Raw genomic sequence first — 11,527 nt, 5'->3', positions numbered from 1 at the left:
GCTATTGGTGATGGCGGGTCGAGCAACAGTCGGCAGTGGAAACCCAATCGAGCGATTCTCATGGTCCGTCCACACCACCGAATCGCCTGAAACAGAAAGCCGATGCGCCAGCGAATGACTCCAGCCAAACCCCAACCCGCCATCCACTTCCACCGCACTGGTGCGATACAGCCGGGTCCACTCGAACGGCAAGATCCCGTCTAAAACACCATCGGTGAGGGTGAGCAATTCCTCCCCGGTAACCATCGACACTGGGCAGCCATTGGTGACGGTCTTATCCGAAGATGCCGCCGCATCCCCGTTCGGATTCTTCCCTGAAACCGGCACATCATCGACAGGCTCCTGGCGGACCAACACCGTCTGCTGAGTCTTCCTGCGAACCGCCGGCACCGGGTTCGAAACCACATGCTCCCCAGCCTTTAATGGCGCAACCGGTACGGTCTTGATCGCTGTCGCCGGGCCACCGAGCAGCAAAGGTTTAGCCGCCTCGGCATGCGCGTCCAACGTCGGCCCCACCAACTGATCAGCCAGCCTCTCCAGCCACTGGCGCGCTCGTCCGGATTTGATATGTCCCAGCACCTGAGCGCCCAGGCGAATCTGCACGCCCATGCCACGGGTCGCCCAGATCAGAAATAGATTGATCAGCACCTCACCGGTGATCTCGCCCAGCACTTCATACATCTCGGGCGGCGGTAGCAGGCGTAGCCAACTGACCATGGCCGACAGGTAGATAAACAGCAGCGGCTCATCGCTGAGCACCAACAGCCCCTTTGCGATGGCGTCGTTGCCCAGCCTCAGCAGTTCATCAAGTTCGGCCTGGGTGATGTACTGCAGCAATTTCTCGCTGTTGGCCTTGAGGTCCGCCAGCAAGTCATACAGCTGCGTAACGTTGTCCCACAGGTTGTAGAACGCCTTGGCAATTCCGGTGGAAAAGGCCAAGCCCTGCATCGCGCTACGTTCGAGCGGCGTGGCGTTGGCGAAGTCGTCCCATTGGGGCTGGAAGGTCTTGGTCCATTCGTCACGCAGGTGACCCTCCAACCCCACGATCACCGACTGATAAGAGCCATACAGCGCCTTGACGTGATCCCTGGAAATATTGGGGTAGAAACTGATTCGGTACGGCTGGTTGCGATCACACTCGGTGATTTCGAGGATGCCGCTGGGGCCGATGGTCTTGTGGATCGGCTCGCCCAACGGGCCGCCATTGGGATCGACGCGCTGCAGCATCACCGGCGTGTTGCCGATGGGCACGAAGCGCGTGCTTTCGAACATATGCACCAGGGTCAGGGTGCCGTTGGCCGGGCACGTGGCGACGGTGCTGCTGGGGATGATTGAGCGATTGATCGGCGCGACCAGCGCCACCTCATCGCCGACCTTGAAGACCTGCTCAACCTCCAGCGCCGAAGCGCTCCAGACGCTCCCGGCCCACTCATCAAAGGTATTCAGGCAACCGCGAAAGTCACGAAAGACGCGCTCAACGTCCGGCGCCTTGGCATCCATGGGGGCCAGGACAAAGCTGGCAATCGCGGGAATCAAGACGCCGCCCCGGCGACCAGGGCATTAACGGATAGGTGCATCGGCGGTCCCTCGCACTGAATGATCAGGCGAGAGACTTTGGAGAGGTTCGTCAGGTAAAGAAGTCGGCGCTATTCGCCAGGACGGCTAGGAAGGTTCGCCAAGACTTCGGGTAAACGCAGAGTCGATCGTAGGAGTCGGATTACAGGTGGAGAAGCCCTACAGCTTCAGTTGCCCAATCGCCTTGCTCAACTCACCAGCCAACGTTGCCAGCTCATTGCTGGTGGTCGCCGAATCCACAGTCTGTTGCACGGTGTTCTCGGTCACATCACGAATGCTCACCACTGCGCGGTTCATCTCTTCGGCCACGTGGCTTTGCTGTTCGGCGGCGACGGCGATCTGGGTGTTGCTTTCACGCATTTGCGCCACGGCGCTGGTGATTTCGGCGAGCGCTGTGCCGGCTTCCAGGGCTTGTTGTACGCAGTCGTCGGCCTTGAACGAGCTTTCCTGCATGAAGTCCACCGCGTCGCGGGTGCCGGCCTGCAGCGCCGAGACCATGCGGGTGATTTCGTCGGTGGAGCTTTGCACGCGCTTGGCCAGGTTGCGCACTTCGTCGGCGACCACGGCAAACCCACGGCCCATTTCCCCGGCGCGAGCAGCTTCGATGGCGGCGTTGAGGGCGAGCAGGTTGGTCTGTTCGGCGATGCTGTGGATCACACTGACCACGCTGTTGATTTTCTGGCTGTCCTCGGCCAGTTTCTGGATCATTTCGGCGGTCTGTTGCACGCCGGAGGACAGGCCGGCGATTGAATGCTGTACGCGGGTGACCACGTCCTGACCGCTGCCAGCGAGGGTGTCGGCGGCCTGGGACAAGTCGCGGGTGGCACCGGCATGTTGGGCGATATGGTAGACGGTGGCGGTCATTTCGTTGATGGCGGTGGCGGCCTGGTCGGTCTCGCTTTGCTGGCCAAGCATGCCGTGTTGTACCTCGTTCATGCTGCTGGCCAATCGAGCGGCACCCTCGTCCAGAAGCTTGGCGGTGCGCGCCACGGTGCTGACCACGCGCTGATAACCGGCTTGCATGGCATTGAAGGCGCTGGCCATCTGGCCGACTTCATCCTTGCAGGCCAATGGCACGCGGGCCGACAGGTCGCCGGTTTTCTCCACGTGCAGCATCACGTCCTTGAGGGTGTTGAGTTGGCTGAGCAGGAAGCGGATCAGCAATTGGGAGGCGCAGAGCATCGCCAGCATCAGGATCAGCACCGCCACGGCATAGTTGGCGAAGCGTTCACTGAATACCTGGCTCAGGCTGGGGGCGTGGGCGAGCACGGCGATGTATTGCCCATCAGGGCGGGCGATCACTTCGGCGCCCATCAGCGTGTTTTCGCCGAACAGCGGCATGGGGTTGAGTTCGACCCAACCCGTGTTGCTGCTCAGGGCTGACAGATCCTGATCGGCCAACTGTGGGACTTGGCCGCGGGCAAACGTCAGCCAGTGCTCGCTCTTGGGCAGGGCCTTGTCGGCCGGCCAGGCTCCGAGCAATTGCGCCTGGGCCTGTGCCGAGGCCTGGGACGCATGGCTGCGCGATTGCTGTTCGAGATGCACGGCATACAGCACCAGGAGCAGGGTCGTGATAAAGGCGACCGCGTTGACGGCCCAGAATTTGTATTTCAGCGAGATATTGCTAAGCCAGGCACCCATGGAAGGTTTTCTCTGATAGCGGAAACAGCATTGGCAAGGTGCCATTATTGTGCCGCTACTCCGCAAAGCGGTTTTGACATGGGTCAATGCACCGCATCAATCCACGGCAGGCAGCCCAAAAAACGTGCGGGCACAGGCGGTGCTGTGCTGAGCCAGGTCCTCGGCCGTTTCGTTGCGGTGCAGGGCGACTTCGCGCAGCACTTCCGGTAGGTACGCGGGTTCGTTACGGCCGTTTTTCGGCTTTGGACGCAGGGTGCGCGGCAGCAGGTAGGGCGCATCGCTCTCCAGCATCAGACGACCACGGGGAATTTCCCTGACCAACGGATGCAGGTGCGTCCCACGGCGCTCATCACAGATCCAGCCGGTAATGCCAATGTGCAAATCGAGATCGAGGTAGCTGAACAGCGCCTGTTGTTCGCCGGTGAAGCAATGCACCACGGCGGCGCTCAGGTGGTCGCGGTAGTCCTTGAGGATCTCCAGCAGGCGCTGGTTGGCGTCGCGCTCGTGGAGAAACACCGGCAGTTTGAGCTCAACCGCCAGAGCCAAGTGCTCTTCGAGGACTTTTTCCTGTTGCGGGCGCGGAGAGAAATCCCGATTGAAATCCAGCCCGCATTCGCCCACCGCACGTACGCGGCTTTCGCTGAGTAAACCGCGCAGGCGCCTGGCGCTATCGCCGTTCCAATCGCTGGCGGAGTGGGGGTGGATGCCGGCCGTGCTGAACAGGCGTTGGCCGCTGTCATCGAGGTTGACGCACAGCTCCAAGGCCTGTTCGCTGCCGTCGACGCTGGTGCCGGTAAGCACCAATTGTTGCACCCCGGCGGCATAGGCGCGGTCGAGAACGGCCTGGTGCTTCTCGTCGAAACTGGGGTTGGTCAGGTTGACGCCGATATCAATGAGTTGCATGGTGCTATCTCCGCCTGCGGCCGGAAAGCATATCAGAGCTGTAGATTTATAAGAAAAACTAAGAACTACAACGAGTTATAGCTGTCTTTGAACGTCGCAAGTGACATCGTGATTGGCTGAACGCCTTGCACTGTGCCACCGTTGCGCGTCTTGCCAGCGCTTAAAGCGCTCTGTTTCTGAACCCCAACGCCTCGTTTTTCGCGAGGGTGTTGGCCAGTATTCTTTCCGGAGAGCGGATGATCCGACCCTCGGCGTTGCTTATGTTGTGCCTGACGCTGCTGCTGCCCGCGGCGGCGCTCGCGCGTCTGGACGGGCCGCTGGAAGTGACCAGGCCCGGCAAGGTGCGCGACCTGGCGGAGATTCGCTCGAGTCGCACCCTGCGTGTACTGGTCAACCAGAGCCGTAACAGTTCCGGCGAGGTCCAGGGCCAGGCCATCGGTGTCGAATACCATCGTCTGCGCGCGTTCGAGCAATACCTCAATGGCCACGCCCGCGATGGCCAGGAAATCAACCTCAAGATCATTCCCAAGGCCAAGGACCAACTGCTCGGCGCACTCGCCCGTGGCGAAGGTGACCTGGTGGCCCCCGGTGAATTGCTGGATGTGAAGGCCGCACACAAAATCAGCACCAGCGATCCGATCGCCAGCGGTGTGCCGTTATGGCTGGTGGGGGTGAAGGGTGAGCGGCGGTTTACCAAGCTGGAGCAGCTGTCCGGGCGTACCCTGGCGCTGACCACCGGCAGCGCGGCGGCGGATGCCATCAGCCAGGTCAACCAGAAACTGGCCTTGCACAAACAGCCGCCGGTCAAGGTGGAATGGGTGGACCCGACCCTGGCGGTGGAGGATGTGCTGGAGATGGTCCAGGCGGGTATTTTTCACCTGACTATTGTCGAGAAGCCGATTGCGGAGCGCTGGTCGAAGATCCTGCCCAAGTTGCGCTTCGACAAGCAGGTGGCAATCAGCGAACCGGGCGACGAGTACTGGTTTGTGCGCCAGGACGCCTCGATGCTGCGGGCCAGTATTGATCGATTTCTCAAGACCTATCGCACGCCGTCCGACCAGGATGTGGCATTCCAACGCATCTATCGGCGCCTCTACCAGGTGCGCAACCCGCTGGCCCGCGTCGACCGCCAGCGCCTGGAAAAACTGCGTCCGGTATTGCAAAAGCACGCCCGTGAGCAAGGCATGGACTGGCTGAACCTCGCAGCGCTGGCGTTCAAGGAGTCGGCTTTCGACCCGGGTGCGCGCAACAGCGGCGGCCCTACCGGCCTGATGCAGATCACCCCTTCGGCAGCGCAGCGGGTGGGCGTCAACAACATCGAAAGTCTCGACAGCAATGTGCAGGCCGGCGCGCGTTACCTGGCGTTGATCCGTCGCAAATTCTTCGCCAGCCCCAAGCTCAACGAGCGCGAGCGCATGGCCTTCGTATTGGCCGCGTACAACATGGGGCCGGAGCGGGTGCAGGGCATGCGCACCGAGGCCAGGCGCCGGGGACTGAACCCCAATCAATGGTTCTTCCAGGTGGAGCGCATCGCCATGGAGCAGGTGGGGATGGGGGCCGTCAGCTATGTTAATAGCGTCAACAAGTACTACTTGGCGTTCGATCGGGAGCGAGAGTCCCTGGAACCGCCGGCGCCGAAAATCGCCTCACGGAAATAATCTATTTTTTCGATGTTAATCAGGCAGTTTTTCCGCTTTTATCATTGTTTAAACTGATTAATATAGCGGCCAACCAACCCCTACTTCGAAAAGGATCCACCCCATGAGCCCAATGATCAAAAGCGTACTGTCCACTCGTGCCGGCTACGGCCTGACCATCCTGCGCATCGTCGTCGGCATCATCTTTGCCGCCCATGGTTCGCAAAAACTCTTCGGTTGGTTTGGCGGCTATGGCCTGGCGGGCACCGCCCAGTGGATGGAAAGCATTGGCCTGGCGCCGGGTACCCTGATGGCGCTGCTGTCGGGCGGAACCGAGTTCTTTGCCGGCCTGGCACTGATCATCGGTTTGCTGGTACGCCCGGCGGCATTGGGCCTGACTATTCTGTCGCTGGTGGCGATCTTCTCGGTGCATATCCATAACGGCTTGTTCATGGCCAACAACGGTTATGAGTTCGCACTGGCCCTGCTGGGCGGCTCCCTGGCGGTGCTGCTGGAAGGGGCTGGCAAACTGTCTGCCGACCGCGCTATCGCCAACTGACACCGGCGCAAAACTCTGAAAAGGCCCACCACTGTGTGGGCCTTTTCGTTGCTCTGGATTCTTGACACCGCCCCACCGGCTTCTCTAGGATGCTGCCCATGCGCCGATTTAAACAGCTAATTGCGGGGCGCCACTGGGTCTTGATAGAACCCGACAGAAGCCTGTTCTCCCCTGGGGAGGCAACTTCGAAATACCGCTAAAGCGCTGGTTCGGTGTTGCCTCTCACCTGCCCGCAGACTTTTGAGGCAGAGACACGACACGATGAATGCACTACGCCCCCTGATACGCCTGGCCCCGATCACCGCGGACCTCACCCAACGCAATCCAAAAATCCTCCTGGGCGGCAAGCATCAGCCTACGCTCTTGCGTTATCTGGACGGGTGGCCACGTCGCAGCGGACGGCCATCGGCATTCTTGATTCAGTTTGTGGAAGATGGCGATTCTCTTGCCCGGTTTGCGAATAACAGCTTCGATCTTGCGGTTATCCAGGCCCCCAGCGCCAGCGACGCGCAGGAAGTCATCCGACAATTGACCCGCATTGCCCGGCAGGGGCTGATTGCCCGGCGTTGAACTCAGTAGCGCGCGAATCCCGCCTGTAGTCGACGCCGTCGATTGCACAGGAAAACCACCCAGGCAACCAGGCATAGCATCAGGGGGATCGCCAGTGCCACGAGCATTTTTATGGCGAACTCCAGGCGATGTACCTGCGCGTATGCCTCGGCTTTCAAGGCATGTAATTCCATTGGCAAGCGCAGTCGCTCCTTGTTGAGTGCAACCAATTGGGTGGTGGTGTCCACGGTCTGGGAGCCGAGCTGCACCTCCGTTGTGCGCAGCATTTGCCATTCATGTTCTGTCCGTAGCAGGCGTTGTTCCAATTCAGTCGCCTTCTGCGTGTAGGCGTGTACGGCGCTGTCGCGCATCCGTTCCAGCCTGTTTGGCGATCTTTGCGCCGACGCGTGCGGGCGAATATTGGTCAGTACATCACCGGCGGACAAGTTATCCAGCGTATTCAAGATAAACAGTGTGTTGCTGTCGGGCGCTGGGCCATTGACTTGATCCATGAGCAAATCAGTGTCGGCGACTACCACCACATGGATCTGCGCCGCTTTTTGCACACTTGCCGGCTGTCCTTCCACGCCATCGAGGAATGCTGAATAGGCAGGCCCCTCTATACGGGCTGCAATCACATGGCGTTGTGTTTGGCTGGAGGCCTCATCGGCCTTTGAATCGAGTTCGGTTGCCGAGGCAAGCCGGTCGGTTTCCTGCAACTCGGATTGCAGGGAGCTTTGCAGGAGAGGGGTCAGGGTCGTGAGGCCTTTCTGGCGGCGAAACAGCACGCCGCTGCTTGATACCGTCACGTTATTCAATTTCCAGGTGCTCGGATCGTCTGTGTTCATTGCCTGCCGAGGCAGGTTCAACCTGCCCGGATGCTGCACTGTGAACGTCCCTTTCACAGGTGTGTACGACGCCGCGTAGCGGTGATCGAGCAGAAACTTGTTCGCCGGCATCTGTATTCCCCAAGCGGCAAGCAAATCAGTCAGTCTGGTATTGGCGGATGGGGTGTTCGAGCCTTGCTCGCTAAACGGGTCGATAAATGCCATCAATTTACCGCCCTTTAAGACAAATTGTTCAACCGCATACAACGATTGCTCAGGCAGCGCCTGTGGATGCACGACCATGAGCGTCTTGACCTGTTCCGGCACGCGCTCGGTGGTTACTCCCAGATTGACCAGATTGAAATGTCGCTGCAGTTCCTTCAACAATCGGCCTGCGGATTCTCCCATCGCCAGCCCTGACAGCAGTCCGATAGCGGGGCGCTCCGGATGCTGCAACTTGTAGATCAAATGACTGATTTCATATTCGAGCAATGGCTCACGATCCAGGCTGAATGATTCGATGCGTTGCGCTCCATAGCCGGCTCGGGTGCCGATCAGGCCCATGAATCCCGCATTGTCGTCGAGGCCAAACAACCTGGCTTTGTAGGCGTCCTCTGAAAAAGGTATGGGATCAATAAGGTGCAGGTTGATCATGCCTTTTGCTGCTTTTTCGTACTCCATCAACCGGTCTTCGATGCGCTTGCCATAGCGTTTCAAGGTGTAGCTTCGTCCAGGGCTGTCATGGGCATTGAAATAATACAAATCCACAGGGTTTTCCAATGACGCGAGTAACTGTCGTACTTGAGGCGATAGGGTATGCGTTTTTCCTTGTGAGAAGTCCCATCGGATATTTGGAATTTTTCCTACCCAAACTAAGTTAAACGCCAGGAATAGTAACAGGATAACAGTGAGTGTCATGCCGGTGCGCAGAGTAGGTCGCATGGAGGGCTTTCCTTCTCAGCTGTGTCTATAGTTGAGAGTGACGGTCGTCGCTGCGAGAAAGGCCAAGATCATGCTGATGAAGTAAAGCATGTCACGAAGCGTGAACTTTCCATTGTCGATAGCGCTGTACCTCGAAAAAGGGCTGAGGGAGACCAGACTGTCCACCGCCCAGATGGGGGCTTGATGTTCAAGTGCATCGAGTAAATAAGAGAGTGCGCTGACGATAAGCATAAAGCCTACAGTCAGTATGAAAAGGGCAGTGCGTTGCCGTACCAGTGTGAAAATAAAACAACCGACGGCTAGATAACTGCCCGCCAGCAGCCAGCTCGATATAAATTGCGAGGCAATAACGCTGTTGTCCGCCACTCCCAGGTAGTTGGCAATGATCACGAGAGGGAAGGTCAATATCAGGGCTGTGGCCGCCACGACCCAGGCTGCTAGAAATTTGCCGATAACCCATTCAAACGTGGTGATGGGTAATGTTTTCATCAGGTCGAGAAAACCGGCATTGGACTCGTCCGACCAGAGTTGTGCCGCCAGTACTGGAATCAGCAATAAATAGAGCCAGGGGTGCAGCTGGAAGAAAACCTGCAAGTGACTGCTGTCCTGTTCTGGCCAGGCGCTCATGTGCAACCCCAATGCTACGGACAGTACTGAAAAAATGGCAATGCTCAGATAGGTGCCGGGTGTGCCGGCATAGTGGACGAGCTGACGCTTGAAGATGACGGGCAGCAGTTTCAAAGGGAGGTCTCTCGGCTCAGATAATGAACTACGTCGCTGAGGCGACCAGGCTCCAGGCTCAGTGAGTTGATTTTCCAGCGACGATTGGCAATGAGCGTATTGATATGGGGGTAGATGGTGTGCCCCGGCATGGCCAGGACGGTCACCGTGCCGGGTGCATGCCGATGTTCTTCGATGCCTGCCACCCCCGGCAGTACGGCGAGAGCCAGCAGGTCCAAGGGGGCATCTGCGGTGAGGGTGACCGCCTGGAAATGGCGAGAGTCGCGTTGCAGATCTGGCATGGGGGTATCGGCCACCAGGCGATCACCTGCGATAACCAGGGCGCGCGTACAGAGTTCGGATAATTCATCGCAGTGTCGGGAAGCGACGATCACGGTCATTTCTTGCGTCAATGACTGGATGAGGCTCCTGAATTTGTATTTCTGATCAGGTGCCAGCCCCTCGGTCGGTTCATCCAGTAATAGCAAGGCAGGGGTGTGCAGGATGGCCTGGGCAATGGTGACTTTGCGCTTCAAACCGATGGAGAGAGCCTCGAGGGGAGCGTTGAGCACCGGCAACAATTCCAGTTGCGTAGCGGCATAGTCCACCTGCGCGCGTTTTTCGGTGCCGCGCAGTCCGCGAATGGCCGCGATGTAGTCAAGGAATTCTTTAACCGACATCGTAGGATGACTGACGCATCTGTGAAGTTGGTAGCCGATGAGTTTTTTTGCTCTTAATGGATGGGCTTTAGTATTGAAGCCTTGGATGTTTATATGCCCGCTGGAAGGCGTGGTCGAGCCCGATATTACGTCGAGAAGGGCCGTTTTAACTGTAGGATTTTCTCCGAATAGTCCCAGGCATTCCTGTTTGTTTGCGCTGAATGAAAAATCGCTGATTATTTTCTTATTGTTTAAATGTTTTGTCAGGTTGATGATTTCGATCATTTAGCGTGGTGTGGTCGTGGAGGGAGAGTTTGAAAAGGGTACGAGCAATATCTGTTTTTGGGAACGCCGCTCAGCATTAATAGGAAAAGTCCTACGTGCGCGCTAGGCAAGTCGCTGAAACAATTGTTTTGTGTTTTTAACCTTTAATTATTGAGTGATGGTCTGAAGGTTATAGAGACTTTTCGAATTTTGTAATGAGGCCCGATCACCATGATGCTTCTACGTACCCTTGTTCTTGAACGCGACGGTCAAGATGCTCCGGTTAACGGTGCATTGCTCTGTGGGTTTGCTGTAGGCCAGATTGCCTCCAACTTTCTTGTTTATAGCTTGGATGAAGAGGTTGAGCCGGCGAGTTCCAGGGTGTATGTCGCAGCCTTGCGCAAAAAACTTGATCGGTATTTTCTGGGGGGAGTGGAGTCCAAGGAGGACCTGCATGTGGCAATGCATGTTTTCAAGCAAATTCTCACCTCGGCGGCGGCAGGCACTAAAGCCGGTGTTACCGAAACTCAGGTGCCTTATCATTTTATCGATTTAAAAGGCTGCAAGCTGCCGCCTGCGAGGCCCGAAGAGCATCATTCGGTGATCATCAAGAAGGCCCTGGTGATGAAAGTGATCTCCCTGGGAATGTCTGCACCGGTGCTGCCGGCAATCGAAAGTGCTTCATTAATTGTGCCTTCCATTCGTTTCTCGTCGAAAATGAGTTCATCTGTCAGGGGGGCGAATCCACCTGAGCCTACTCCGCTTCCCGTACCTGAACCTGTCGTAGAAGAGCCCCGGCAGATGTCAGTCGACACGCCTGTGGCCATTGTCCAGGATGTACCTGTTGTCCTGAGTGAACCCATCGCCCCGGCGCAGCCGAAGCTTTCGGCGCTCGCGGACGACGACCACTTGTTCGAAGTGGGCAATACGCTGACCAACCTGGCTCGTGTCGCTCAGGAACTGGCCCAACAGAAACTCGCTGCGTCGGAGAGGGAAACCGCGCTTGATCAATGGCAGGCCCGCTTGCAGCAGGAGCAAACCCAGTTGGATGAAAGGGTCCGGGATCTGGAGCAGCGCACCGCTCAACTGCATGACCAGTCCCTGGCAGTCAGTCAACGGACCGAAGCCCTGAAGGTGATGACCTCGCAAGTCTCGAGCTTACGCCAGAGCTTGCGGGGCGTACTGCTTGAACTGGACCAGACGTTGGATAGCTAGACAGGCCTGGCTAGTTTCCTGGGTTCATTTATCATC

The 11,527-nt window shown here is 57.9% G+C and carries 10 protein-coding genes; 4 read left to right on the top strand and 6 right to left on the bottom strand.

The window, feature by feature from the left end:
* The 3 genes from BM416_RS25815 to BM416_RS25805 all read right to left on the bottom strand — a co-directional run.
* A partial coding sequence (locus tag BM416_RS25815) for a DUF6531 domain-containing protein (RefSeq protein WP_371856069.1) occupies positions 1-1,536 on the bottom strand: 1,536 nt, incomplete at its 3' end.
* A gap of 198 nt (positions 1,537-1,734) precedes the next feature.
* Positions 1,735-3,216, bottom strand: coding sequence for a methyl-accepting chemotaxis protein (locus BM416_RS25810; RefSeq protein ID WP_092489896.1), 1,482 nt, complete (start codon positions 3,214-3,216; stop codon positions 1,735-1,737).
* A 96-nt stretch (positions 3,217-3,312) separates the two neighbouring features.
* Entirely contained in the window at positions 3,313-4,119 is an 807-nt protein-coding gene (locus BM416_RS25805; protein ID WP_092489895.1) for a TatD family hydrolase, read from the bottom strand.
* Positions 4,120-4,355: 236 nt separating this feature from the next.
* Between BM416_RS25805 and BM416_RS25800 the strand changes: the two genes are divergently transcribed.
* From BM416_RS25800 to BM416_RS25790, 3 genes are all read left to right on the top strand, one after another.
* Entirely contained in the window at positions 4,356-5,777 is a 1,422-nt protein-coding gene (locus tag BM416_RS25800; protein ID WP_092489894.1) for an MltF family protein, read from the top strand.
* A 103-nt stretch (positions 5,778-5,880) separates the two neighbouring features.
* The gene (locus BM416_RS25795) at positions 5,881-6,315 is read left to right on the top strand and encodes a DoxX family protein (RefSeq protein WP_027606966.1); all 435 of its coding nucleotides are present in this window, start codon (positions 5,881-5,883) and stop codon (positions 6,313-6,315) included.
* Positions 6,316-6,576: 261 nt separating this feature from the next.
* Positions 6,577-6,885 (top strand): hypothetical protein, encoded by a 309-nt coding sequence (locus BM416_RS25790; RefSeq protein WP_065924423.1) that lies wholly within the window; start codon positions 6,577-6,579, stop codon positions 6,883-6,885.
* Positions 6,886-6,887: 2 nt separating this feature from the next.
* Here BM416_RS25790 and BM416_RS25785 read toward each other — a convergent pair whose 3' ends face one another.
* From BM416_RS25785 to BM416_RS25775, 3 genes are read right to left on the bottom strand one after another with little or no spacing between them, the layout of a single operon-like run.
* The gene (locus tag BM416_RS25785; RefSeq protein ID WP_092489893.1) at positions 6,888-8,633 is read right to left on the bottom strand and encodes a Gldg family protein; all 1,746 of its coding nucleotides are present in this window, start codon (positions 8,631-8,633) and stop codon (positions 6,888-6,890) included.
* A gap of 15 nt (positions 8,634-8,648) precedes the next feature.
* Positions 8,649-9,374, bottom strand: coding sequence for an ABC-2 transporter permease (locus tag BM416_RS25780; protein ID WP_027606969.1), 726 nt, complete (start codon positions 9,372-9,374; stop codon positions 8,649-8,651).
* Positions 9,371-10,297, bottom strand: coding sequence for an ABC transporter ATP-binding protein (locus tag BM416_RS25775; RefSeq protein ID WP_092489892.1), 927 nt, complete (start codon positions 10,295-10,297; stop codon positions 9,371-9,373). Before BM416_RS25775 ends, BM416_RS25780 begins: the two co-directional genes overlap by 4 nt.
* A 210-nt stretch (positions 10,298-10,507) precedes the next feature.
* On the opposite strand from BM416_RS25775, the gene BM416_RS25770 reads away from it, so the two are divergent.
* On the top strand, positions 10,508-11,491 hold the full coding sequence (locus BM416_RS25770) for a hypothetical protein (RefSeq protein WP_092489891.1): 984 nt from the start codon (positions 10,508-10,510) through the stop codon (positions 11,489-11,491).
* Positions 11,492-11,527: the final 36 nt, after the last annotated feature.

It is taken from the genome of Pseudomonas sp. NFACC42-2, assembly GCF_900116055.1.
Taxonomy (GTDB): domain Bacteria; phylum Pseudomonadota; class Gammaproteobacteria; order Pseudomonadales; family Pseudomonadaceae; genus Aquipseudomonas; species Aquipseudomonas marginalis.
Note: the sequence above shows the minus strand (reverse complement) of the source record. Positions and strands in the feature narration are given on the sequence as shown.

Bases quoted from the DNA above. Each gene is read 5' to 3' on its own strand.
- BM416_RS25775 (WP_092489892.1), bottom strand. From the start codon at position 10,297: ATGATCGAAATCATCAACCTGACAAAACATTTAAACAATAAGAAAATA.
- BM416_RS25805 (WP_092489895.1), bottom strand. From the start codon at position 4,119: ATGCAACTCATTGATATCGGCGTCAACCTGACCAACCCCAGTTTCGAC.
- BM416_RS25800 (WP_092489894.1), top strand. From the start codon at position 4,356: ATGATCCGACCCTCGGCGTTGCTTATGTTGTGCCTGACGCTGCTGCTG.
- BM416_RS25785 (WP_092489893.1), bottom strand. From the start codon at position 8,633: ATGCGACCTACTCTGCGCACCGGCATGACACTCACTGTTATCCTGTTA.
- BM416_RS25790 (WP_065924423.1), top strand. From the start codon at position 6,577: ATGAATGCACTACGCCCCCTGATACGCCTGGCCCCGATCACCGCGGAC.
- BM416_RS25770 (WP_092489891.1), top strand. From the start codon at position 10,508: ATGATGCTTCTACGTACCCTTGTTCTTGAACGCGACGGTCAAGATGCT.
- BM416_RS25795 (WP_027606966.1), top strand. From the start codon at position 5,881: ATGAGCCCAATGATCAAAAGCGTACTGTCCACTCGTGCCGGCTACGGC.
- BM416_RS25810 (WP_092489896.1), bottom strand. From the start codon at position 3,216: ATGGGTGCCTGGCTTAGCAATATCTCGCTGAAATACAAATTCTGGGCC.